23 protein-coding genes are annotated in these 22,181 nt (G+C 55.3%); 11 read left to right on the plus strand and 12 right to left on the minus strand.

What is annotated here, in order from left to right; translation table 11 throughout:
• Positions 1-2 precede the first annotated feature (2 nt).
• On the minus strand, positions 3-875 hold the full coding sequence (locus tag ACGS9J_RS03155) for a LysR substrate-binding domain-containing protein (RefSeq protein ID WP_442229617.1): 873 nt from the start codon (positions 873-875) through the stop codon (positions 3-5).
• A 101-nt stretch (positions 876-976) separates the two neighbouring features.
• Between ACGS9J_RS03155 and ACGS9J_RS03160 the strand changes: the two genes are divergently transcribed.
• Together ACGS9J_RS03160 and rcsA are read left to right on the plus strand one after the other, a co-directional pair.
• Positions 977-2,392, plus strand: a complete 1,416-nt coding sequence (locus ACGS9J_RS03160) for a pyridoxal phosphate-dependent decarboxylase family protein (protein WP_442229618.1) — start codon at positions 977-979, stop codon at positions 2,390-2,392.
• Between the two features lie 748 nt (positions 2,393-3,140).
• Positions 3,141-3,770, plus strand: coding sequence for a transcriptional regulator RcsA (gene rcsA, locus ACGS9J_RS03165; protein WP_442229619.1), 630 nt, complete (start codon positions 3,141-3,143; stop codon positions 3,768-3,770).
• Between the two features lie 235 nt (positions 3,771-4,005).
• Here rcsA and dsrB read toward each other — a convergent pair whose 3' ends face one another.
• The 3 genes from dsrB to ACGS9J_RS03180 all read right to left on the minus strand — a co-directional run bounded on the left by dsrB (position 4,006) and on the right by ACGS9J_RS03180 (position 5,911).
• On the minus strand, positions 4,006-4,206 hold the full coding sequence (gene dsrB, locus ACGS9J_RS03170) for a protein DsrB (protein ID WP_442229620.1): 201 nt from the start codon (positions 4,204-4,206) through the stop codon (positions 4,006-4,008).
• A 341-nt stretch (positions 4,207-4,547) separates the two neighbouring features.
• Positions 4,548-4,760 (minus strand): transcription antiterminator/RNA stability regulator CspE, encoded by a 213-nt coding sequence (gene cspE, locus ACGS9J_RS03175; protein ID WP_004946278.1) that lies wholly within the window; start codon positions 4,758-4,760, stop codon positions 4,548-4,550.
• 284 nt (positions 4,761-5,044) lie between these two features.
• Positions 5,045-5,911: an ion transporter gene (locus ACGS9J_RS03180; protein ID WP_442229621.1), complete on the minus strand. Its 867-nt coding sequence runs from the start codon at positions 5,909-5,911 to the stop codon at positions 5,045-5,047.
• A gap of 153 nt (positions 5,912-6,064) precedes the next feature.
• Here ACGS9J_RS03180 and ACGS9J_RS03185 point away from each other — a divergent pair, with 153 nt between their 5' ends.
• From ACGS9J_RS03185 to ACGS9J_RS03195, 3 genes are all read left to right on the plus strand, one after another.
• On the plus strand, positions 6,065-6,433 hold the full coding sequence (locus ACGS9J_RS03185) for a hypothetical protein (RefSeq protein ID WP_442229622.1): 369 nt from the start codon (positions 6,065-6,067) through the stop codon (positions 6,431-6,433).
• A 511-nt stretch (positions 6,434-6,944) separates the two neighbouring features.
• Positions 6,945-7,154, plus strand: a complete 210-nt coding sequence (locus ACGS9J_RS03190) for a hypothetical protein (protein WP_442229623.1) — start codon at positions 6,945-6,947, stop codon at positions 7,152-7,154.
• Between the two features lie 158 nt (positions 7,155-7,312).
• The gene (locus tag ACGS9J_RS03195; RefSeq protein WP_442229624.1) at positions 7,313-8,320 is read left to right on the plus strand and encodes an NAD(P)H-quinone oxidoreductase; all 1,008 of its coding nucleotides are present in this window, start codon (positions 7,313-7,315) and stop codon (positions 8,318-8,320) included.
• Positions 8,321-8,355: 35 nt separating this feature from the next.
• Here ACGS9J_RS03195 and ACGS9J_RS03200 read toward each other — a convergent pair whose 3' ends face one another.
• Positions 8,356-9,435 (minus strand): endonuclease/exonuclease/phosphatase family protein, encoded by a 1,080-nt coding sequence (locus tag ACGS9J_RS03200; RefSeq protein ID WP_442229625.1) that lies wholly within the window; start codon positions 9,433-9,435, stop codon positions 8,356-8,358.
• A 92-nt stretch (positions 9,436-9,527) separates the two neighbouring features.
• Positions 9,528-10,580, minus strand: a complete 1,053-nt coding sequence (locus ACGS9J_RS03205) for an SDR family oxidoreductase (protein WP_442229626.1) — start codon at positions 10,578-10,580, stop codon at positions 9,528-9,530.
• Between the two features lie 114 nt (positions 10,581-10,694).
• Between ACGS9J_RS03205 and ACGS9J_RS03210 the strand changes: the two genes are divergently transcribed.
• Positions 10,695-11,627, plus strand: coding sequence for a LysR family transcriptional regulator (locus ACGS9J_RS03210; RefSeq protein WP_442229627.1), 933 nt, complete (start codon positions 10,695-10,697; stop codon positions 11,625-11,627).
• A 3-nt stretch (positions 11,628-11,630) separates the two neighbouring features.
• Here ACGS9J_RS03210 and ACGS9J_RS03215 read toward each other — a convergent pair whose 3' ends face one another.
• The 4 genes from ACGS9J_RS03215 to ACGS9J_RS03230 form a co-directional block, all read right to left on the minus strand.
• Positions 11,631-12,017, minus strand: a complete 387-nt coding sequence (locus tag ACGS9J_RS03215) for a YidB family protein (protein WP_442229628.1) — start codon at positions 12,015-12,017, stop codon at positions 11,631-11,633.
• A 92-nt stretch (positions 12,018-12,109) separates the two neighbouring features.
• Positions 12,110-12,358, minus strand: a complete 249-nt coding sequence (locus ACGS9J_RS03220) for a GlsB/YeaQ/YmgE family stress response membrane protein (protein ID WP_017893301.1) — start codon at positions 12,356-12,358, stop codon at positions 12,110-12,112.
• Between the two features lie 509 nt (positions 12,359-12,867).
• The gene (locus ACGS9J_RS03225) at positions 12,868-13,770 is read right to left on the minus strand and encodes a LysR substrate-binding domain-containing protein (protein ID WP_442229629.1); all 903 of its coding nucleotides are present in this window, start codon (positions 13,768-13,770) and stop codon (positions 12,868-12,870) included.
• Positions 13,771-13,823: 53 nt separating this feature from the next.
• A complete protein-coding gene (locus tag ACGS9J_RS03230; protein WP_442229630.1) occupies positions 13,824-14,597 on the minus strand; it encodes an SDR family oxidoreductase in 774 nt (257 codons plus the stop codon).
• Between the two features lie 268 nt (positions 14,598-14,865).
• On the opposite strand from ACGS9J_RS03230, the gene ACGS9J_RS03235 reads away from it, so the two are divergent.
• Positions 14,866-15,282, plus strand: coding sequence for a VOC family protein (locus tag ACGS9J_RS03235; RefSeq protein ID WP_442229631.1), 417 nt, complete (start codon positions 14,866-14,868; stop codon positions 15,280-15,282).
• A gap of 54 nt (positions 15,283-15,336) precedes the next feature.
• On the opposite strand, the gene ACGS9J_RS03240 is transcribed toward ACGS9J_RS03235, so the two are convergent.
• Positions 15,337-15,531 carry a hypothetical protein gene (locus ACGS9J_RS03240; protein ID WP_442229632.1) on the minus strand — a complete coding sequence of 65 codons (195 nt, stop codon included), beginning with the start codon at positions 15,529-15,531 and terminating at the stop codon, positions 15,337-15,339.
• A 165-nt stretch (positions 15,532-15,696) separates the two neighbouring features.
• On the opposite strand from ACGS9J_RS03240, the gene ACGS9J_RS03245 reads away from it, so the two are divergent.
• Both ACGS9J_RS03245 and ACGS9J_RS03250 read left to right on the plus strand, forming a co-directional pair.
• On the plus strand, positions 15,697-17,247 hold the full coding sequence (locus tag ACGS9J_RS03245) for a sensor domain-containing diguanylate cyclase (protein WP_442229633.1): 1,551 nt from the start codon (positions 15,697-15,699) through the stop codon (positions 17,245-17,247).
• Positions 17,248-17,592: 345 nt separating this feature from the next.
• Positions 17,593-18,489, plus strand: a complete 897-nt coding sequence (locus ACGS9J_RS03250) for a Kdo hydroxylase family protein (protein ID WP_442229634.1) — start codon at positions 17,593-17,595, stop codon at positions 18,487-18,489.
• Between the two features lie 57 nt (positions 18,490-18,546).
• On the opposite strand, the gene paaZ is transcribed toward ACGS9J_RS03250, so the two are convergent.
• Entirely contained in the window at positions 18,547-20,619 is a 2,073-nt protein-coding gene (paaZ, locus tag ACGS9J_RS03255; protein WP_442229635.1) for a phenylacetic acid degradation bifunctional protein PaaZ, read from the minus strand.
• Between the two features lie 318 nt (positions 20,620-20,937).
• Here paaZ and paaA point away from each other — a divergent pair, with 318 nt between their 5' ends.
• On the plus strand, positions 20,938-21,876 hold the full coding sequence (gene paaA / locus ACGS9J_RS03260; RefSeq protein WP_442229636.1) for a 1,2-phenylacetyl-CoA epoxidase subunit PaaA: 939 nt from the start codon (positions 20,938-20,940) through the stop codon (positions 21,874-21,876).
• A 10-nt stretch (positions 21,877-21,886) separates the two neighbouring features.
• Positions 21,887-22,174: a 1,2-phenylacetyl-CoA epoxidase subunit PaaB gene (gene paaB / locus ACGS9J_RS03265; RefSeq protein ID WP_020827596.1), complete on the plus strand. Its 288-nt coding sequence runs from the start codon at positions 21,887-21,889 to the stop codon at positions 22,172-22,174.
• Positions 22,175-22,181 lie beyond the last annotated feature (7 nt).

Here is a 22,181-nt window from a genome sequence, read left to right on the forward strand (position 1 = left end):
TTTCAAGCCAATTGACGCTGCAACCAGTGTAATAACGCTTCAACCGCCGGCGTCAACCCGGCGCTCTGCGGCCAAACCAGATAAAAATCCACCTGATCCAGATGCCTCGCCGAGGCCAGCGCCACCAGTCGCCCCTCAGCCAGCGCATCACTCACCAGCAGCTTTTTCACCAGCGCGATGCCAAACCCCTGTTCCGCCGCGCGGATCAATAATCCTGCGTCATTGAACGATGCCAGGGGCCTGCCAGACTCCCCTTGCTGATGTGCCAAAAACCAACTGCGCCATGGCGTAACATCATGTTCCAGCAATGGCATACCTGAAGTTCCGCTATCGAAGGCCGCCTGCCATTGATGTGCCAGTGCCGGAGTCGCGACCGGCACCACCTCTCCCGAGGCGATGCGTTGCGCCTGCATATCCGCCCATTGGCCATTACCGAGACGAATGGCCGCATCGAACCCTTTGCGCGCCAGATCCTGCACCGCCAGCGACGCCTCGATATCCAGCGCAATATCGGCGCAGGCCGCGTGAAAAGACGGCAAACGCGGCATTAACCAGTAATGCGCGAAAGAAGGCAACACGCTGATGCGCAGGGCCTGGCTTTGCGCAACGCGTCTGACCCGGCTGATCCCCAGTTGCAACGCTTCCAGCGCCGGTTCGGCCACCGCCAACAGTTCCCGCCCGGCAGCGTTCAGACGCAGCCCTCGCCCCTGCCGTTGAAACAACGGACAGCCGATCGCCTGTTCAAGCTGCTGGATCTGTTGGCTGACCGCACCATGGGTAAGATGTACCTGCTGAGCCGTAGCTCGCAGGTTCTCCAGCCGGGCGGCAATCACAAAGGTCGGCAGGAGGTGCAAGGGAAGGCGTTCGTTGAGCATCGGTTAGTCCTGCTATCCAAAAAGGGCATTTTTCATCGATTTTCGCGCGAAAGCAAATGGTCTAGGGTGTCACTCTTGCCCCTTCACCTCCGGAGTTACCGATGCACCCACGTTTACAACAGGATCTTGAGCAGTATCCGCAGATACTCGATCACACCCGTCAGTTGGCCGAGGACTTTCTTGCCGGGGTGAAACAACGCCCGGTTTGCCCTCCCCTGAGCGCACAGCAACTGCAGGCGGGTGACGACCAGTTGGCCGAGAGTGGCCATGGCGCGATCGCGGCGCTGGACGACTTCTGGCAGCGCTATGCCGCCGGCCTCTCCGCCAGCGCTGGGCCGCGTTACTTTGGCTTTGTCACCGGTGGCGCCACCCCGGCCGCACTGGCAGCGGACTGGCTGGTTAGCGCTACCGACCAAAACAGTCAGTTAAGCCAGGATACCGTGGCCGCCGCGATCGAACTGGCGACGGTGGCGCAGCTCAAAACCTTGCTGGGTCTGCCGGAGGCATTCAACGGCAGTTTCGTCAGTGGGGCGACCATGGCCAACTTTGTCGGTATCGCCATCGGACGGCAGTGGCTCGGGCAGCAACGCGGCATTGACGTCGCCGAACAGGGACTGGCGGCGCTGGGCCCTCTGCAGGTGCTGTCGGCCAATGCGCACGCCAGCAGCATCAAAGCGCTCAGCATGCTGGGGATTGGCCGTGATGCCCTGAAAATTATCGACAGCCTGCCGAACTCGGAGGCTATCGACCCTGCGGCGCTGGAACGGCATCTGGCCGCCAGTGTCGGTGTCCCCACCCTGGTCCTGGCCAGCGCCGGAACGGTGAATACCGTGACTTTCGACGACCTGCAACAGCTGCTGGTGCTGCGTGAGCGCTACCCGTTCTGGTTGCATGTCGATGCGGCCTTCGGCGGCGTAGCGGCCTGCTCGCCGCGCTATGCGCCACGTTTAGCCGGCTGGCAGCAGGCAGACTCCATCACCGTCGATGCGCATAAATGGTTGAATGTGCCTTATGACAGCGCAATTCAATTCAGCCGTCATCTGGCGTTGCAGATGCAGGTTTTCCAAAACCACTCGGCCTATCTGGAAGCGCCAACGCTGCGGCCGGACAACTATCTGCATCTGACGCCCGAAAACTCGCGACGGTTCCGCGCGCTGCCGTTGTGGATGGCGCTGAAAGCCTATGGCCGCAGCGGCATGCAGGACATGGTGGAACGAAATGTCCAACTGGCGCAATTGCTGGGCGCAGAGCTGACGGCCAGCGAAGGCTTCCATCTGATGGCACCGGTCAATTTAAACGTGGTGTGCTTTGCGCTCAAAAATATTGAAGGAGATGCCGTTGCAGCGCGCGATCGTTTTATCGCTCGTCTCGATCGACACGGCGCCGTGCGTTGCACCCCCACCCATTATAACGGGCAACCGGGGATCCGCGCTGCGCTGGTCAATTGGATGACGCAAGAGAGCGATATTCATCTGGCACTGGAATCGATGCGCCACTGTCTGCCAGATCCAGGCTGAACGGCAAAAATCGAGAGCGTTCCCTGAGTGGGACGCTCTATTATGGCAACCGGGATCGGGCGGGCGTAAACCTTTACCAACGATTAATAATTGACAGTTTATTGACCTAGCGGAAATACTTCAGAAAAACCAATTAATCACTCGCTGACATTTTTCACATTTGTTGAAATAGCACGAATGGTCACGTCAACCCGTTGTTATACCGCCAATTTTCTTAACAAAACCTCGCCACAATGTTAACTCAATGTGATTATTGGTTATCACAAGTGATAAGGAATGAAAGAATTATCATTATCAAAAACAAAAGAATAACTTATAACTTTATGATAATATTATTAAAAATAAAATCACACTCATTCAACACTCTTCTTACTGATGAATAAATAAGCTAAAAAATGTTAAAAAAACGACACATGAATTTTTTTTAAGATTTTTCCTAACAACCTAAAATTTCGTTTCGTGACATTATGGCTTGATTCAATGATAAAAAGACCAGCAGGCACGCGGTTCAAGCACAAATTGGCGTTACCTCACAGCAATCCCTGCGCCAGCAGATTATTCTGACTTAAGCTAAACTTATAGATTCACAGTGTTAATTAGTTTAGTAATAAAATATCGTTGAGTGCAGCCGTGTTTATTGATAGAACACTGCTTCTACGTGAATTTTTTGTTCCTTTTTTTTGCCTTTTAGGCTTCAGGCTTTTTCTTTTTGTTACCGCGGTAAAACGGATTTAAGTGGGGGTGCGATATGCCAACGATCATTATGGATTCATGCAGCTATACCAGATTAGGTTTGACAGACTACCTGACAACACACGGAGTAAAAAAACGCCAGATTAATGCCATCAGCGATATCGACGATCTGCATGAGAAATGCAGTAAGTTGAAGCCCAGCCTGGTGTTTATAAATGAAGACTGCTTTATACACGAAGCGAACGCGACGGAACGTATAAAAGGGGTGATTTCACTGCACCCTGACACCTTATTCTTCATCTTTATGGCCATCACCAACGTACATTTTGACGATTATTTATATGTTCGTAAAAATGTCATCATCTCGTCAAAATCCATCAAACCAGAGACTATGAATCAACTACTTAGTCACTATCTGGAAAGAAAAGTCCCCCGCGCGGAAAAAACTTCACTTGACCAGACGCCCGTTACGCTGAGCCAAACTGAGTCAAACATGCTGCGCATGTGGATGTCGGGTCAGGGAACTATCCAGATCTCCGACCAGATGCAAATTAAGGCTAAAACCGTCTCTTCCCACAAGGGAAATATCAAACGAAAAATCAAAACGCACAACAAGCAGATTATTTACCATGTTGTTCGTTTAACCGACACGCTGACCAGTGGAATATTTGTCAATAGCCGCTAGGTAAAAGGCCTGTCGTTTACTCTGCCAAATGTTGGTTTTAAATGTCGTTCAGACTGTCGTTCTGGATATCACGCATTTAAATAACCTAAATACCTGCTCGCGACGATACTCTCGGCCGCGGCGGGTATTCCCGTATAAAAAAACAGAGCATTTCTACCCCTCCGGGATAATTACCCAACGGAAGTTTTACCAATTAAATTAATGCGCCAGAGAGGTATGGGTGTCGGCCAGGCTATTACCTGGGTACCGCCTGTCGAAGTTCAACGAAGGTGCCGTCCCGGCTGTCAATCTCGTTGAAGAACCAGACACCGGCAGGATAGTCCGGCAATGAGACCAGATACATAATCCCTTCATTAAACTCTTCTACCGCCAGGATCACCCCTTCACGCCGCTGTTTGCCATCCGTTTTTACGGTAACCAGATCGTTAACTTTCATGCCTTACCCCATCCTTTATCATTGATGTCAGTGTATTACAAAATGAGGTGAGAAAAATACCGCCGACAGTGCATCCGTCGCTAACTTGCACGGCCTCTCCCTAAAGCGTAGCAGCCCACTCCGCCGCCGGCTTTTCGCTTTCTTAACGTTTTGTCCGCAGAATCTTAAGCGCGCAACGGTTAGTCTGTTTCCTGGTACTTCCCCCCAGAGAAGTATCAGCAAATGAAGAAGTAACAAGGAACTTTTGCCCGCAGACTTGCGGGCTTTTTTTTGCCTGCGGTAAATGACAGGCACAAAAAAACCCGCCTTGGCGGGTTTTTATTAATCAGCAGAAGAGCCGATTAGATAGCGGTAACGTTAGCCGCTGACGGACCTTTAGCACCGTTCTCGATAGAGAACTGTACGTTCTGGCCTTCAGCCAGGGTCTTGAAGCCTTGATCCTGGATAGCAGAGAAGTGTACGAACACGTCTTTGCTGCCGTCTGCTGGAGTGATGAAACCAAAACCTTTAGACTCGTTGAACCACTTCACTTGACCTTTGATCATGTTAGACATGTCTAATTCCTTCAATATTAAATGTAAGCCACCATGGGCAAGATATAGCCGGTCATCAGTTACTTATGGAGGCACTAGAAAGGAAATTCGTCAGTGAAGAGCTATCTAGGATAACGCTTTAAATTTGAACTACTTTACTCAAAATGTCGTGCATAAATAGGTCTGTACCACAGGCCGAGAAGCATTAACTCATGATGGAGCTTTAATAGCAACTCTTTTTGTTAGCCCCTCTGTGGAAACGGGGCTAAACGCACAGGATTTAACCCAGATTGATGGATTTTTAATCATTTTTGGCTGTATTTGCCCGGCAACGGAGGCAATCGGCTCCCGCAATATTTGCAAAATATTGCCTCGGTCTCGTGGCCACCTCGTTGACATTGCTCACAATTTCGCCTTTCACGATTGCGTTGCAGCTCCTGCGACATGTAGGCCGTCAGAATGCCGGTCGGTACCGCGATGATCGAATACCCCACCAGGATTAACACTGAGGTCAGTAATCGCCCTAACGGAGTATGGGGGACGATATCACCGTACCCCACGGTGGTCAGTGTCACTACCGCCCAATAGATAGAGGCTGCCAGACTGGTAAACCCGCCGCTGCCGCCTTCAATCGCATACATCAGCCCGCCAAAGACGCACAACACCACGGCGACAAAGCCAAAAAACATCGCCAGTTTGTGGCGCGCCAGCTTGATGCTGCGCCAAATCATGCCCATCTCGCTCATGTAGCGCAGCAGTTTCAGCACCCGGAACACCCGCAGTATCCTCAGGACACGCAGCAGCATCACGAACTCTACCGTCATATGCGGGAACAGCCAGATGATGTACAGCGGCAGTACCGTCAGCAAATCGACCATGCCGAAAAAACTCAGGGCATAGTGTTGCTCACGCGGCGTACTCCACAAACGCAGCAGGTACTCGACAGTGAAAATGCCGGTAAAAATCACCTCGGCCCAAAAGAAAAGATAAATCGCCTGTCGGTCGGGGGAATATAAGGCGCTGCCCCCGGGTTCGAGGAACAGCAAAATCACGCTGAGCAGCGCGGCGCTGACCCAAAAGGTTTCCATCCTGCGCCCCATGCGCGAATGGTTGTCGAACAGCAGTCGGTAGCTGCGCCGGCGCCAACTGAGCGCCGCAGTGTCAGGAGTCATAGTCCAATGTCTTATAACGGGAAGTTGCTCATATACTAGACCTGAACCTTCATGCCGCCAACTCAGCACCGCTCCGTCAGTGGCCACAAATGATAGTAATTCTCGTCTGACTGTTTTATAGTTGCGCAGCGTAACTATAAAGGGAGATTAACCATGCTTAGAGGACATACGCTGGCAGCACTGTGCTGCACCACATTATGCTTGTTGAGCGCCCCAGTCCTGGCGCTGGACCTGTCGTACAAGGCGCCGGAGCCCAGCATTAAACCCGCGCCCGCACCTAAAACCGCACCTGGCCCCGTGGAAAAAACCGCCAAGGCGCCTGTGGTCTGGTCAGAATCAGAAGAGAAAACCGGTTTTCGCGTGGATCTGGAATGCGATCACCCCGGTTGTAGCCAACCGCGCACCAAGCCGTATTCGGCGCTTAACAGCCCAGTGAAAAAAACCGATCGTCGTCGCCAGTCTGATCCCTACTCCACCAATCAGGATCCTGACTACAGCGTGAACATGGGTTATCAGTGGTAACTGCGCTTTAAGAGTTATCCCTATATCTGCGACAGCGCCCACTTCATACAATGGTTTCCTGTTCACCACTCCTCCTGGTGCTGGACACAACAAGCTGTGTTGTAATTTTTTATGCGCCTCCCTATAGGCGCTTTTTTTATGCTTGAATATCAGCAAGTTGATCTGTTACAGAATGCTCTTATTGCCGCATAACGTGATAGCTGTCACAAATAGCCGCTCTTGAGCCACGCTTTATCGGAGGTTAATCGGATGGCGACTGAATATTTATCTTTGCTGGTAGTGTTAGCCGGCATCGCAGGGTTTGCGCTGTATAAACACTTTAAATCACAGAAGAAAAGTACCCTGCTGCGTCCACACGATCGTTGATGCCAAGGTGGCTGAGGCAAAGCATCCACGCTGTGCCTCAGGCCACACATCCGCGCCCTGTCATTTTTTTATCACAAAATTGTCACAATACAGCCATATCATGGTCGGCGATTATCCGCACTGGCTCAACACCAAGGATTTCGTTATGACCACCATTAAAGCGACAAACCACCAGGAAGCAGAAAAGCTGATCCGCTACGGCACAGCAAAAAAAATCGAACTGGCCTATGACATCGGCAGCGATGACTTTTTCCAACTCGCCAGCCTGTGGTGCGATAGAGGCGCCAAAATCTCCAAAGGGAAAGAGCATTTTGTCGTCTCGCTGAAAGGTTTTCGTATCCCGCCCAATGACTGAAGCCATGCCGCCCTTGCGGCGGCGCCCCCTTCCCCCGCTAAAAATCGCCCTATGATCTACACTCCTCCCACGGCATTTCTGTAAGATAAATCATGAATTACAGCAGGCGGTTACCTACACTGGTTACTGCGCCTGAATGTCAACCGAGGAGAATCATCATGTCTGCAAACCCGCAGCTGCCCAGCACCATGAAAGCCATTGAGATCAGCCAGCCCGGTGAACCGGAAGTTCTGGTTACCGCACAACGGCCGCTGCCGACCCTGCAACAGGGGGAGATTCTGGTGAAAGTCGCCGCCGCCGGGGTTAACCGCCCTGACGTAATGCAACGTCGCGGCCAATACGCACCGCCTCCCGGCGCATCGGATATCCCTGGCCTGGAGATCGCCGGTGTGGTGGTCGCCACCGGCTTAGGGGTGAAAAATTATGCCGTTGGCGATAACGTCTGCGCCCTGATTGCCGGGGGCGGCTACGCTGAATACTGCAAAGTGCATGAGAGCAATGCACTGCCGGTCCCCCAGGGATTTAGCCTGATCGAGGCCGCGGCGATCCCGGAAACCTTCTTTACCGTTTGGGTCAATGTGTTCCAACGCGGCAACCTGAAGGCCGGTGAGACCGTCTTGATCCACGGCGGTACTTCCGGCATTGGCACTGTCGCCACGCTGCTGGCGAAGGCCTTCTGCGCCCACGTGATCACCACCGTCGGCTCAGAAGAAAAACGCCAGGCCAGCCTGGCATTAGGTGCCGACGTGGCGATTAATTACCGCAGCGAAGATTTTGTCGAGCAGACCCGGCACGCGACTAACGGCAAAGGGGCCGACGTGATTGTCGATCTGATTGCCGGTGACTACGTGGCGAAGAACTACCAGGCGGCGGCGATGGATGGCCGCATTGTGCAGATTGGCACCCAGAACGGGGTGGTGAAGGAATTGAACCTGATGCCGCTGCTGCTCAAACGTCTGACTCACACCGGCTCGACGCTGCGCGCACGCAGCGTGGAAGATAAGGCACAAATTGCCGCCGACTTGCAGCAGAAGGTTTGGCCACTGCTGGAACGCGGCGCGTTAAAACCGCAGATCTTCAAAACCTTCCCGCTGGCGCAGGCGGCCGAAGCCCATGCGTTGATGGAGTCGAGCCAGCATATCGGCAAGATTATGCTGACTCTTTAAACCGGAGCCCCGCAGCCGACGCTGCGGGGCTTGTTTCAGCCGCCTGGCGTATGCACATCTTCCGGCGTTGAGTCGGTATTGGCTAACTTCTCTTGCGCCAGCGCTTCGTCTTCGCTGTCTTTCTCCAGACTTTCCTGCTGTGCTCCCTGCTTCGGCGAATACACCAACTCCACCATGATCGGGAAGTGATCCGAACCGACGCTGGTCAACCGCCGCAGCGATCCAAGCACGAAATCGTCGCTGTGAAATACGTGGTCTAACGGCCAACGCAGGAACGGATAACCGGCATGAAAGGTGCTGAACATGCCGCGGCCACGGCGCGGATCCAACAGGCCGCTGACTTTAAGGAACAACCGGGTAGTAGTCGACCAGGCCACATCATTCAGATCGCCGGTCACAATCACCGGAAACTCCGATTTGGCCGCACTTTTACCGACCATGACCAATTCGGCATCGCGGTCTTCCGATTCTTCATTCTCGGTCGGGCTTGGCGGCATCGGGTGCACGCAGTGCAGGCGCACCTGCGGCCCCTGCGGCAAATGCACCATCATGTGCATCGACGGGATCTGTTCATCCACCAGATACTGTATTTGTGCATCGCTGAGTTTCAGCCGTGAATAGACATGCATGCCGTACAGGTTATCCAGCGGGCATTTCAACGTATGGGGATAATCCTGCTCCAGCGCCGAGAGCTGTTGTTCCCACCAGTCGTCGGTTTCCACCGCCACCAGCACGTCCGGGCGTTCGGCCGCCACTAACGCCAGCAGCTTGTCCGCCTGCCGATTGGTTGTTAACACGTTGGACACCAGAATGCGGATGCGGGGCTTTTTCTGATAGCCGGTAAAATCCAGCACCTGAGGTTTGCTCAGCCGGGTATAAGGGAAAATCCAGGTCGCCTGATAAACCACGCAGGCCAGGTTCAACGCCATCATGCCCCACACCCAAGGTGACAGCGGCACAAACAGCAGGTTAAGCAACAACACCAATAGCGAAAGCGCCAGTATCTGCAGGCGGGGGAAATCCCACACCCGAATCCACCAGGCTGCATGCTTTGAAAGCGGCGCAATGGTCACCAGCGCCAGCAAAAGCGTCAGTATGGCGGTTATCCCTGTCACGTTTATTTCCTCATCTTCGCCTGGACCTGTCGGGGTGACGGCCTCGTGGCAGCCAAAGATTGCCATAAAAAACCGTCTCCCCGCCAGCGGGCTTAAGGAATAATCTTGCGACGACGGAATTCGTCAAACAACGCGAACAACATGGTTTCGGTTTCGACAAACTGATGAAAGCCAAAACGGCGCGCCTTACTGCCGTCGGCGAACATGTCGTAATCCCACGAAAAAACGAAGTCGGCAAAGGGCCAGCTCGCCACCGCGCGGTAATCCGCCTCGGCCAAATCATGCTGCTGGGCCAGGGTCTGCCACAACTCGCTTTTGTCCGCCATCACTGACGCCAGTGGCATGGGGAGCGGCGGTGCCACCTCCAGGCCAAAATAGTCGGCAATTTTCGGCCACATCTCACTCCAGCGAAACAGGTCGCCATTGTTGATATTAAACGCCTGATTGGCCGCCGTCGGTTCCGTCGCGGCCCACAGCGTGGCACGCGCCAACAGCCCGGCATCAGTCATTTCCAACAGGCTGTGGTAAGCCCCCGGTTTGCCGGGAAAACGCAGCGGCAGCCCCAGCGCCTTGCTGATGGAGGCATAAACGGCAAGGGTCAACGCCAGGTTCATCGGATTGCCGAGCGAGAAACCGCCCACCACGCTGGGACGGATCGCACTCCAGTGCCAACTTTTGCCATGCTGGCGCCGCTCAAGATAGCTCTGCTGTTCCAGGTTGAACTCCGGCGGCATGTGCCCGGCATCGCTCTCCCGCGCCGGCGTCTTGAACGGCCCCAAATGAGCGCCATAGACTTTGTAGCCCTGCATCAGGCTGATGTGCTCCAGCCGTTGTGCTACCGGCTCCAGCGCCTCCACCACATTGGCCAACATCGCCAGGTTCGGCGCGACCAGCCCCGCCCAGTCCGGCGCATCCTGATACGCGGCATAGAAAATATGGCTGACCTGGGTCAGTGGGCGCAAGGCCGTGCGCGTCGCCTGAGCATCCAGTAAATCTACCGCCAGGTAACGTACCTGCGGCCGGTCGACTCCGCCGCGCCGCGACAGCCCCACCACCTGCCAACCCTGCCGTTCCAGCTCTTCAATCAGCTTGCCGCCTATTACGCCGTTCGCGCCGACCACCAGCGCCATTTTTTCGTTTTGCATGGGTCACTCCCGCTCACTTTTGTTTGAAGGTCTTACTGTGATAGATAAACAAAGCTTGCGGTAGAGGCGTATTTTCACTATCACTTATAAGCAAAACCTATAATTGGAGGACTGATGGACAAGCTGAGCGCCATGAACACTTTCGTCCGGGTCGCGGAACTGGGCAGCCTCTCGGCAGCCGCGCGCGATCTGGGCCTGACACAGCCGGCCGTCAGCCAGCAGATCGCCGGCCTGGAGCAACAGCTGGGCGCACAGCTGTTGTTTCGCAGCACCCGTGCCGTCACGCTCACCGATGCCGGCGGCGGCTATTACCGGCAAATCAAACCGATTCTGGCGGCCGTGGGTGAAGCGGAAGAAGCGCTGCACGGCCTGCACCAGCGGCTGCAGGGGCCGCTGCGTATTCATGCCCCTACGGGCTTTGGCCAGCAACACCTGACACCGCTGGCGATTGCCTTTCAGCAGCAGCACCCGGATCTGAATATCGAGCTATTGCTCGACGATCGCCGGGCAGATGTGATCGGTGAAGGCATCGATGTGGCGATCCGCTTTGGCGACCTGAATACGCCGGGCACGGTAGCGCGTCGGTTAGGGGAGTTACAGCGCATTTTGGTGGCCTCTCCGGCCTATCTGGCAGCGCAGGGTGAACCGCAAACGCCCGCCGATCTGGCGAGGCATCCGCATATCCGTTACAGCGGTCTGAGCGACGGCGATGCGTTGACCTTAATCGGCTCCCAGGGCACCGAGATAGTGAATCTGCGCTCGGTATTTCGCGCCAACAATACTTTCTCGCTGCTGGCGGCTATTGAATCGGGATTGGGTATTGGCGGCGCTCAGCGCCCGCTGATTGGTCGGCAATTGGCCTGCGGCGCGTTGGTGCCGGTGCTACCGGCCTGGCATTATCCGCCGATGGCGCTGCATGCGGTTTATCCCGCGGCACGCTTTATTCCCGGCAAAGTGCGGGCCTGGGTAGATTATTTGCTGGCGGCGCTGGGGAACATTGAAGGCATTCGGGTTAACAATGCCCCCGACAAGGCGTCGGGGGCATAAGCATTATTTGAACAGTTTACCGACCATATCGCCCAGCTCGTTGCTGTTCGACTGCACTTCGCCGTTGGGCGAGGCCGCGTCAGCCACCGTTGGCAGGAACTGCGCAATGGTGCTGGAAGCCTGAGCCGGATCGATCCCCAGCTTTTCAGCCAGTTGATTGATGGCATCGCTACCCAGCGCCTGCTGCACGTGGTCGCCGCTAATCTGCTGGTTTTCGCCGTTGCCCAGCCATGAGCCGACCACATCGCCGAATTGCCCCTGACGGAACTTGTCCAGAATCGCCTGCAGGCCACCCTGTTGCTCTACCCATTGCATGATGGCGACGTAATCGATGCCTTTACCACCGGCACCGCCCAGAATATTGCCCAATACGCTATCAAACAGACCCATGGTAATCCCCTTCCGGTCGTCGGCAAGGCCGCCCGACCGCTGTAATTGTACTAAAAAGGGTCGCCGCAGCGACCCTGTTGATCAGCAACTGATTAGTTCCTGATCTTTCTGTAGACAAAAAGCACCACCAGGGCACCGATGACCGCGACAACGAAGCTGCCCAGATTGAAGCCATCAACACGGCCCATACCGAAGAAGGTACTGATATAGCCGCCGACAACCGCACCGATGATCCCCAGGATAACGGTCACGATAAAGCCGCCACCGTCTTTGCCCGGCATAATCCATTTAGCCAAGATACCGGCGATTAACCCAAAAATGATCCAGGAAATGATGCCCATTTTTACTCTCCCTATAACTTTTTGCCTAAAAGAAACTCTGTTTTCAGGCCCGTACCGGCACCTGATCCAACCCTGACGATACTTTCACATGCCCTATGCTGGCCGCGAACGGCAGCGCGATGCAGGGTGAATCTTGATAAACATGCGTCTTCACACTGTTACTATAGACAAATATCAGCAGTTTACACATTCCGTCTGTCTGAATTTACCTGCGTAAAAATCGACCGCATTCATCCGGCGGTCATTTCAGCGCGTTATAACAGCAGGTGAAGACTTCCGCCGGAGACCCGCCATGACCCCTACCCCGTTTCTGCTGATACTGGCTGCACTCTATGCGCTGGCAGCCGCCTGGGACGGTTCTGCCGCCCTGCTGCTGATGTAATGTTACACAGGCTTTGTCACTTTATCGTCGGTTTTAAATGTGTCTTGTTTTTTCAGCAATTTAATTAACTGAAAAGCAACGTGAAATAGCGACTCGCTTAGATAAAAATCCCATTGCCCGTCAGCCGTCAATTTTCGCAAAAGGGCTTGATTAACTGACTGAACCACTCGGCAAACGCGGTGAAACGCGCCGAACGTTGGCGACGGTGGGGATAAAGCAACGCAATGCCCATCGCCGGAGGCCGAGCCTGCGGCAAGATTTCGCACAGGCTGCCGTCATCCAGATGGTGCTGAACGTCAAAGCGCGGTATCTGAATCATGCCCAGCCCTGCCAGACAACAGCCGATATAATTTTCCGCATTATTTACCGTGACCCGGCTGCGCAAGGTTGTTTCAATGCACTGTTCGCCCTGTTGCCAAAGCCAGGTATCTGCCTGCGCCAAAGTCGGTTGCGCGTAGCCCACGCCCCAATGTTCCGCCAACCGCTCCGGATGCTCCGGCGTTCCGTAACGCTGCAGATACGCCGGGCTGGCGCAGTTGATCATGCTTAATCGCCCCAGCGGCTGACTGACGAGGCTGCTGTCGCTGAGACTGCCGACCCGCACCACGCAGTCGACCCCTTCCTGAATCAAATCGATCGAACGGTCGCTGGCGCTGAGAAACAGCTGAATGTCGGGGTACTGCAGAAAAAAGTCCGGCAGCGCCGGCACAATCATTCGTCGGGCGATACGGCTGGGCACATCGACCGTCAACCGGCCATCAATCGGGCCGTTTTGTCGATGAAACAGGTTTTCCAGGCTTTGAACGTCGAATAACAGGCTGCGCGCTTTTTCCAGCAACAGCTCGCCGTCACTGGTCAACTGCACCCGACGGGTAGTGCGGTGAAACAGGCGGGCGCCCATTTCATGTTCCAATTGCTGTATCGCCGCCGAAACCGTGGTTTTTGGCATCAACAGAATTTGCGAAGCGCGGATAAAACTGCCCACCTCGGCAACCTGGATAAATACCCGCAATCTCCCTATTTTATCCACCGGTTGTGCATCCTGATTAACGGGCTGCGGCCCAGGCCGCAGCAGAATTGAGATTAACGGGTAGTATAGCCACCGTTGGCGAACAGCGTTTGTCCGGTGATCCACCAGCCGTCGGTGACCAAAAACTTGACGATCGGCGCGATGTCCTCAATGTCGGTCAGACCGGTTTTCGAGAACTTGCTCAACGCGGCGGCGCTGCTGTGATACTCCACCGCCTCCTTGCTTTCCTGGCCGTAGAAGAACGGCGTGTCCATGGGGCCGGGGCCAATGGCATTCACGCTGATACCCCGTTCGCCGAACTCTTTGGACGCGGCGCGGGTGAAGTGCTCTACCGGGGCCTTGCTGCCTGGATAGACCGCATAAAACGGCGTATAGGCTGCCAGCAACGAACTGACGATGGTGACAATCCGGCCGTTATCGGCCAGGTGTTTACCGGCCTGCTGGATAAAGAAGAACGCCGCTTTGGCATTGATGTCGAAACTGCTGTCGTAATCCGCTTCGGTCACCTCGGCAATCGGCTTTTTGATCACCAGACCGGCGGTATTGATGGCGATATCCACCTTGCCGAACGCCTTGACCGCTTCCTCAAACAGCCGCGCCACGTTGCCCGGCTTGGTGAGATCGCCCTGTACCGCAATGGCCTGTGCGCCGGCCGCCTTGACCGCTTTCAACGTTTCCTCGGCTGCCGCACGGGTTGCGTCGCTGTTGTAGTGCACCACCACGGCCGCCGCGCCGTTGGCGGCTAAATCACGCGCCACCAGGCCGCCCAGATTCTTCGCGCCACCGGCGATCAACACCACTTTTCCATTTAAAGATTGCTTGCTCATTACAGTGACTCCGTTAGTGAAGGTTGCAATGAGTATAGAAACGGTGACCGCTCAGATAATCTGTCCAAACCGGGATGAACCATCCCGGTTTTTCGGTCAATGGGCACCATGGCGCAGTAAATCCTCACAGCGTGATCGCCCTCCAGGCATTCAGCGCAAAGCGCACTACACTTGTAAGTTCCCAGCAGCAATAGTCGCCACTCGAAACTATTGCTCCCCGCCCGTGGGCCTCCAAACGCCTTGACGGGCCACAACAGAGGTCAAGGTCATGTTGATTCAACCCTATCTATTTTTTAGCGGTAACTGCGAACAGGCGGTCAATTTCTACGTGCAGCAGTTGGGCGCTAAAATCGAAATGATGATGCGCTACAAAGAGATGCCCGAGGAAGCCAAACAGGAGGGTCCGCAGGACGTCAATCCGGAATCCATCATGCACGTCCGGTTGTTAATCGGTGAAACGGCGCTGATGGCCTCCGACGGGTGCCCGCAGGAGGGCAACGAGGCTTCTCACAAAGGATTTGCCCTGTCGCTCAACCCCAGCGACGTGGAGCAAGGCCGTGCCCTGTTTGAAAAACTGTCGCAGGGCGGCCAGGTGACCATGCCTTACCAACCCACCTTCTGGGCCAAGGGCTTTGGCATGCTGACTGACCAGTTTGGCGTCAATTGGATGATTAACGTTGAATAACCCGTCATCCCGCCGCGGTGTCCGTTGCCAAGAGCGAACACCGCAGCGCCGCTATCAACGGTAGTGATACCAGTCATAGGCCGCCATGGCGAACAGCACAAACAACACCGTCAACAGCACCAGTCCCAAACGCCAGTAAGGCGATTTACGCTGCCGCCAGGCAAAACCGATCATTAACGCCAGCACGCCCAGGGTCACCGGGTAATAAACCACCAGCGTCAGCAAAGTAATAATGATGTAGTCAGACATGCACACCAACTCTGTATTCTTTATGTCAATTTTACGGCTAATGATAACACTGCCTTTCAGTGACTTATTCATTTTTGCCGTTTAGGGAGTAGTGGACGGCGCAATTAACGAATAAGATGTAGGATTGTTCTTATCTCGATTGAAAGACTTTCTAGCAAGGGTGACATGACACAGCAGCAACCGCAGGATGCCGAACGGCCACGCAACGGTAAAAATTCCCCGTTACTCTTTCAGGCCGGCGTATTTGTCGTCATCGTTGCCGTCACGCTGATTCTGTTTAACGCCTGGCAGATTTGGAATGCGCACCAGCGCGACTTGCAAAGCGCCGAACATGAATCCGCCAATCTGGCCCGTTCGCTGGCGCAACATGCCGATGACACCTTTATGCAGACCGACAGCACGCTGTCCGATCTGACCGAACGCATTCAAACCGACGGCCTGGGGCAACAGCAGCAACTGCGGTTACAGAAAGTGATGCAGACGCAGGTCGGCAACCTGCCTCAGTTGCACGGCCTGTTCGTTTACGATGCGCAAGGGAATTGGGTCGTGACCTCATCAGGCCGGTTCGTGCAAAACGCCAACAATGCCGATCGCGAGTATTTTAAATTTCACCTGAGCCACAACAGCAACGCGATTTTTATCGGCAAGGTGGTGCGCAGCCGCTCTACCGGTGATTTGATCATTCCGGTCTCGCGCCGTATCAACAATCCGGACGGCAGCTTTGGCGGCGTGGTTCTGGCCACGCTGTATGTCGACTATTTCCGCCAATTTTACGACACCTTCGCATTGAACAGCGACGCCTCGCTCAACCTGCTGTTGGCGGATGGCACCATTCTTTACCGCCGTCCCTACTCGATTGCCGCGATCGGCAAGAATATTTCGGAAGGCGTGCTGTTTCGCGAAATTCTGCCGCACTCCGAATTCGGCAATGCCACCATCACCTCGCGTTACGACAAGGTGGAACGGATCTACGGTTATTCGCGGGTCAATCGTTATCCGCTGGTGATAGCTGCCGGGCTGTCGAAGGAAGATGCGCTGGCCGACTGGCGCAATGATAGCGGCGTATTTGCTCTGGGCGGCGCGACCCTGTTGATCATTTTGCTGGCGATGGGGTTGGTGCTGATGCGCCAAATCAACCACAGCGTGCGAACCGAAGCCGAACTGATGCGCACCCGCGACCAGCTCACGAGCATCAACCGGACGCTGGAAGAGTTGGCGTTGCTGGACGGGTTAACCGGCCTGGCCAACCGTCGTCAGTTTGATATCGCCTTGAAGAACGAGCTGATGCGTGCCTCGCGCAACTACCGCAGCGTGGCGTTGCTGATGCTGGATATCGACTGCTTCAAACAATATAACGACATTTACGGTCACGTCGCCGGCGACCAGTGTCTGCAACAGATCGGACAAACACTCAAAGGACTGGCCTGCCGCAGCAATGACATTATGGCTCGCTACGGCGGTGAGGAGATGGCGATTATTTTGCCGGATACCGATACCCAGGGTGCGCTTATATTCGCCGAACGCGTGATCGAAACCGTGCGCGAGCTGAAAATACCGCATGCGGGTAACCCCCACGGTATCGTCACCATCAGTATTGGCATCTACGCCAAAGTGCCGCATATGTATAACGACACGCCGATCGGCTTTATTAATCAGGCCGACAGCGCACTGTATCAAGCCAAAGCTCAGGGTAAAAACCGCATTTACTCCGCCTGATCCTACCGGGCCGTCTCAACCGGAGACGGCCTCTGAGCTCAGGTTTTTTCGACAGCAAAAGTCAAAAACAAGCCACTGATTGCAAAGATTAAATTTAATTTAATCTTTTATTTCCTGCTCGACCGAAAATTAATTAATTCCGCTTAAATCTATTTTTACCCATTCGTGCCATTCGCCTGTCGTTTAATGTCTGTTTATTTTTTAGCGCTAATAAGCAGTGCTAGGATTAATCAACCCAGCTATTAATACCCTGTAGTTCAATTCAGCAATAATTCCCGCTGGTTATAAATTCCTTTCAAATAAAAACAATTAAAACATCCCCCCTCTCAAGGAGATATTATGCGCATGGAAAATCTAACGCCTGAACAGGCGTTAATGACATTGCCACAGCAACAATGGGATAGCGTTCCGACGCCCTCCGGCCCCTCTGCCGTCGAGGCACTGGAGCAAGGCAAGCTGGTGTTCTTGCCCGATCTGAGGTTTCCCTTGTTGGCCGGCGAAATCGCGCTGCTGGATCCGGCATTGGTCGATATAAAACGTAAAAATATCAGTTACTGGCCGGAAACAGGCAAATTATCCGGTGTGGCGATAGCGGCGCAGCAGCCCCAGGTCGAGACATTGCTGTCGCGCTATTATCAGGCCAGCCTTCAATTGGTTGCCGCTTTGCTGCCCCACTATCAGCAAGCCTTGCATTCACCGGTCAACACCCTGCGTCTGCACCCGGTCGCGGCCTGGCGCGAGACCAGCTCATGGCGCAAGGACGACAGCCGGTTGCACGTCGATGCCTTCCCTTCACGCCCGAACTACGGTGAACGTATTCTGCGCATCTTTACCAACATCAACCCCGATGGGGAACTTCGCCAATGGCGCATCGGCGAACCCTTCCCTCAACTGGCGCAACGCTTTATGCCGCGCCTGAGTCGCTATTCGCCGCTCAACAGCTGGCTGCAGCATAAGGTCGGCATCACCAAGCGTCGTCGCAGTCATTACGACCATCTGATGCTACAGCTGCATGATGCGATGAAAGCCGACCAAAGCTATCAGCAACAAGGCCCGCAGCTGGCGCTCGACCTGCCGCCGGGCAGCAGTTGGATCTGTTTTTCCGATCAGACGCCGCACGCGGCGATGGCGGGTCAGTTTATGTTGGAGCAAACCTTCCTGTTACCCGTCGCCGCGATGAAAAACCCGCAGCAGTCGCCGTTGAAGGTGCTGGAGTCGCTGCTGCATCAGCCCTTGCTTTAACCGGGTTGCGCCAACTGCGGCGAATATTGGTGATCCGCAGTTGGCCCTTTCTCGCCCTTAGCTCGCCGCCCCGAAATCCCCTTCCTGGCGTGCCACCAGCGTCAGAATGCTGTACAGCGCCACCGCCTGCTGATGCTGGTTGAGCACCTGAACGTCCCAGACCACCACGCCGTGTGGACGATCCTCAGCGGTTTTCTGCGGCTTGCGGATTTTCTTTTTGCAGGTCAGCCGCACCTGAAGGGTATCGCCAATCTTCACCGGTTCGATAAAGCGCAGGTTTTCCATGCCGTAGTTGGCGATCACCGGCCCGACGCCGGGATCAACGAACAACCCGGCGGCGGCGGAAACCACAAAGTAGCCGTGCGCTACCCGCTCGCCGAACAGCGATTCGGCAGCGCCAATCTTGTCCATGTGGGCATAGAAATGGTCGCCGCTCAGGCAGGCGAAATTAACGATATCGGCCTCGGTGACGGTGCGCCGCGCGGTCAGCAGGCTCTCGCCCAGCCGCAGTTGTTCAAAGTACTTGCGGAACGGATGCACCGGATCTTCAATCACCGTCGCGCCGCGAACCCACTCACGGCCGATCGCCGCCAGCATCGCCGGGCTGCCCTGGATTGCCGTGCGTTGCATATAGTGTTTTACCGCACGCAGCCCACCCAGTTCCTCACCGCCGCCTGCCCGGCCCGGCCCGCCGTGCACCAGCATCGGCAGCGGAGAACCGTGACCGGTGGACTCCACCGCCGCCTGTTGATCCAGGATCAGCATGCGACCATGGGCGCAGGCGGTGGCGCGAATAAACCGCGTCGCCAGCGCCTCGTCGGCGGTCACCAGCGATCCTGCCAGGCTGCCCTGGCCCAATAACGCCAGCTCAATCGCCTGTTCGGTATGCTGATAAGGCATCAGCGTCGCCACCGGGCCGAACGCCTCGGTACCGTGCACCGCCTGATGATTAAAGGGATCGGCACAGTACAACAGCGTAACCGGGTAAAATGCTCCCTGCTGCACGCCTTCCCCCATCACTGCCAGTTTATCCGCTCTCGCGCCGCACAGCGGTTCGCAACCGTTATGCAGCAGGAAATCCACCTTTTGTTGCACGTCGTCGCGCTGTTCGCGGCTGACCAGTGCGCCCATGCGCACCTGTTCGAGTTTAGGGTCACCCACCGTGACCCCGGCCAACCGTTGCAACAGCGCCTGCTGCACCTCGGCCACCCGTTTCGCCGGCACGATAATCCGCCGGATAGCGGTGCATTTTTGCCCGGCCTTGGCGGTCATCTCGCGGCACACTTCTTTGATAAACAGCGCAAATTCCGGCATCTGCGGCGTAACGTCTTCGCCCAACACGCAGCAGTTGAGCGAATCGGCTTCCATGGTGAAAGCAATCGATTTTTGCAGCAGACGCGGGTGCGCACGCAACTGCTGGCCAGTCTGCGCCGAGCCGGTAAAGGTCACCGCATCCTGATAATCCAGATGGTCAAACATATCGCCAACCCCGCCACACACCAGTTGCAGCGCCCCCTCCGGCACCAGACCGCTGTCGATAATCAGCCTGACCATCGCCTGTGTCAGTTGGGCGGTGGCGGTCGCCGGTTTGATGATCGCCGGCATGCCGGCCAGCCAGGTCGGCGCCAGTTTTTCCAGCATCCCCCAACAGGGGAAATTAAAAGCATTGATGTGCAACGCCACGCCAGGACGAGAAGTCAGCACGTGGCGGGCGGCGAATTGCGCCTGTTTGGACAGCGGGATCAGTTCGTCTTCCGGCCACAGCGTATCGTCAGGCAGTTCGCGCCCCGCCAGCCCGGCATAGGCAAACAACGTGGCGATGCCGCCTTCGATATCTACCCAGCCATCGCTGCGGGTGGCGCCGGTCTGGTACGAAATGTCATACAGCGCTTCTTTATGGGCCAGCAGGTGTTTAGCCACGGCTTTCATCATTTGCGCGCGCTGTTGGAAGGTCATCAGCGCCAGCGCCTTGCCGCCCTGGCTGCGTGCGTATTCCAGACTGGCGGCCAGCGGCAGCCCATCGGAACACACCTGATACAGCGGTTGGCCGGTAACGGCATGATGGATTTCGCGGGCTTTGCCCTGGCCGAACACCCAGGCGCCAGAAAGGTAACTCTGTAGCTGCTGCATTTGCTCCTCCGGAATTCATAAATTTACACCACAAGGATTAATTACGTATCACATATTGTCCAGTTTTCGCCAAGGTAAAATTTAACAAAATAAAAACACATGGCGCTTTAAGCGCGCTAAACCGCCGATTTCCACTCATAAACTCATTTTTAATATTGTTGTAAAACAATTAAATAACTAACCACCTTGTGAGTGCACTCGCAAAACCATATCAATGTTGTTTGATCTTTTTGTTATCAGTTTGTAGCCTTATGGTTAGTTAATGTGATTCACATTTTTATATTTAATGTGAAAAATACGAATCATCAAGAGGCCAGCATGACAACTGACGCGCAACAACAGCAGCACTTCGACGACAAAATTGCGGCGGACACCGCCATCGAGGCCAAGGACTGGATGCCGGATGCCTACCGCCAAAACCTGATCCGCCAGATTGGTCAGCATGCCCATTCCGAAGTGGTCGGCATGTTGCCGGAAGCCAACTGGTTGACGCGTGCACCGACTCTGCGCCGTAAGGCGGTGCTGCTGGCCAAGGTGCAAGACGAAGCCGGGCACGGCCTGTACCTGTACAGCGCCGCCGAAACCCTGGGCTGCTCGCGCCAGGACATCTACCAGAAGATGCTCGACGGCAAGATGAAGTACTCCTCGATCTTCAATTACCCGACGCTCAACTGGGCGGATATCGGGGTGATCGGCTGGTTGGTGGACGGCGCGGCGATCGTCAATCAGGTGGCGCTGTGCCGCGCCTCCTACGGCCCCTATGCACGGGCGATGGTGAAAATTTGCAAGGAAGAGAGCTTCCACCAGCGCCAGGGTTACGAAGCGGTCATGGCGATGGCCAGCGGCAGCGAACCACAGAAAGCCATGCTGCAAGATGCGATTAACCGCTTTTGGTGGCCGGTGCTGATGATGTTTGGCCCCAGCGATACCGATTCGCCGCACAGTGCGCAGAGCATGGCCTGGAAGATCAAACGCCACAGCAACGATGAGCTGCGGCAGAAGTTTGTCGACAACACCGTGCCGCAGTTGGAAGCCCTGGGCATGAGCGCGCCGGACGCCGATTTGGCCTGGGACCAGGCCAGCGGCCACTACCGCTTCGGCGAAATCGACTGGAGTGAACTGCACGAGGTGATCAAGGGGCGCGGTCAGTGCAACCACGAACGGTTGCAAGCCAAGCGCCGCGCCTGGGACGAAGGTGCCTGGGTGCGCGAAGGCGCTTTGGTTCACGCTTCGAAAAACACCTCAACCGCCGCATAAGGAACCGATGATGACACATGCCCAATGGCCACTGTATGAAGTGTTTATCCGCAGCAAACAAGGGCTGGCGCACCGTCACGTCGGCAGCCTGCACGCCGCCGATGACCAGATGGCGCTGGAAAACGCCCGCGATGCCTATACCCGGCGCAACGAAGGCTGCTCCATCTGGGTGGTGCAATCGAGCCATTTGATCGCCTCGCAACCGGAAGATCGTGAAGCCTTTTTCGATCCGTCCGATGACAAGATTTACCGTCATCCGACGTTCTACACCATTCCCGACGGCATCAAGAACATGTAGGGGCGGC

Origin of the sequence: Serratia quinivorans (genome assembly GCF_052113645.1) — a bacterium.
Classification (GTDB): domain Bacteria; phylum Pseudomonadota; class Gammaproteobacteria; order Enterobacterales; family Enterobacteriaceae; genus Serratia; species Serratia quinivorans_B.

Excerpts from the sequence above, each read along its gene's own strand:
- paaZ (WP_442229635.1), bottom strand. The coding sequence starts at position 20,619 with ATGCAGCAGCTACAGAGTTACCTTTCTGGCGCCTGGGTGTTCGGCCAG.
- cspE (WP_004946278.1), bottom strand. The coding sequence starts at position 4,760 with ATGTCTAACATGATCAAAGGTCAAGTGAAGTGGTTCAACGAGTCTAAA.
- ACGS9J_RS03155 (WP_442229617.1), bottom strand. The coding sequence starts at position 875 with ATGCTCAACGAACGCCTTCCCTTGCACCTCCTGCCGACCTTTGTGATT.
- ACGS9J_RS03215 (WP_442229628.1), bottom strand. The coding sequence starts at position 12,017 with ATGGGTCTGTTTGATAGCGTATTGGGCAATATTCTGGGCGGTGCCGGT.
- ACGS9J_RS03240 (WP_442229632.1), bottom strand. The coding sequence starts at position 15,531 with ATGTCTGACTACATCATTATTACTTTGCTGACGCTGGTGGTTTATTAC.
- ACGS9J_RS03235 (WP_442229631.1), top strand. The coding sequence starts at position 14,866 with ATGTTGATTCAACCCTATCTATTTTTTAGCGGTAACTGCGAACAGGCG.
- paaB (WP_020827596.1), top strand. The coding sequence starts at position 21,887 with ATGACACATGCCCAATGGCCACTGTATGAAGTGTTTATCCGCAGCAAA.
- paaA (WP_442229636.1), top strand. The coding sequence starts at position 20,938 with ATGACAACTGACGCGCAACAACAGCAGCACTTCGACGACAAAATTGCG.
- ACGS9J_RS03190 (WP_442229623.1), top strand. The coding sequence starts at position 6,945 with ATGACCACCATTAAAGCGACAAACCACCAGGAAGCAGAAAAGCTGATC.
- ACGS9J_RS03220 (WP_017893301.1), bottom strand. The coding sequence starts at position 12,358 with ATGGGCATCATTTCCTGGATCATTTTTGGGTTAATCGCCGGTATCTTG.
- dsrB (WP_442229620.1), bottom strand. The coding sequence starts at position 4,206 with ATGAAAGTTAACGATCTGGTTACCGTAAAAACGGATGGCAAACAGCGG.
- ACGS9J_RS03210 (WP_442229627.1), top strand. The coding sequence starts at position 10,695 with ATGGACAAGCTGAGCGCCATGAACACTTTCGTCCGGGTCGCGGAACTG.
- ACGS9J_RS03185 (WP_442229622.1), top strand. The coding sequence starts at position 6,065 with ATGCTTAGAGGACATACGCTGGCAGCACTGTGCTGCACCACATTATGC.
- ACGS9J_RS03230 (WP_442229630.1), bottom strand. The coding sequence starts at position 14,597 with ATGAGCAAGCAATCTTTAAATGGAAAAGTGGTGTTGATCGCCGGTGGC.
- ACGS9J_RS03250 (WP_442229634.1), top strand. The coding sequence starts at position 17,593 with ATGGAAAATCTAACGCCTGAACAGGCGTTAATGACATTGCCACAGCAA.
- ACGS9J_RS03160 (WP_442229618.1), top strand. The coding sequence starts at position 977 with ATGCACCCACGTTTACAACAGGATCTTGAGCAGTATCCGCAGATACTC.
- ACGS9J_RS03195 (WP_442229624.1), top strand. The coding sequence starts at position 7,313 with ATGTCTGCAAACCCGCAGCTGCCCAGCACCATGAAAGCCATTGAGATC.
- ACGS9J_RS03245 (WP_442229633.1), top strand. The coding sequence starts at position 15,697 with ATGACACAGCAGCAACCGCAGGATGCCGAACGGCCACGCAACGGTAAA.
- ACGS9J_RS03180 (WP_442229621.1), bottom strand. The coding sequence starts at position 5,911 with ATGACTCCTGACACTGCGGCGCTCAGTTGGCGCCGGCGCAGCTACCGA.
- ACGS9J_RS03205 (WP_442229626.1), bottom strand. The coding sequence starts at position 10,580 with ATGCAAAACGAAAAAATGGCGCTGGTGGTCGGCGCGAACGGCGTAATA.
- rcsA (WP_442229619.1), top strand. The coding sequence starts at position 3,141 with ATGCCAACGATCATTATGGATTCATGCAGCTATACCAGATTAGGTTTG.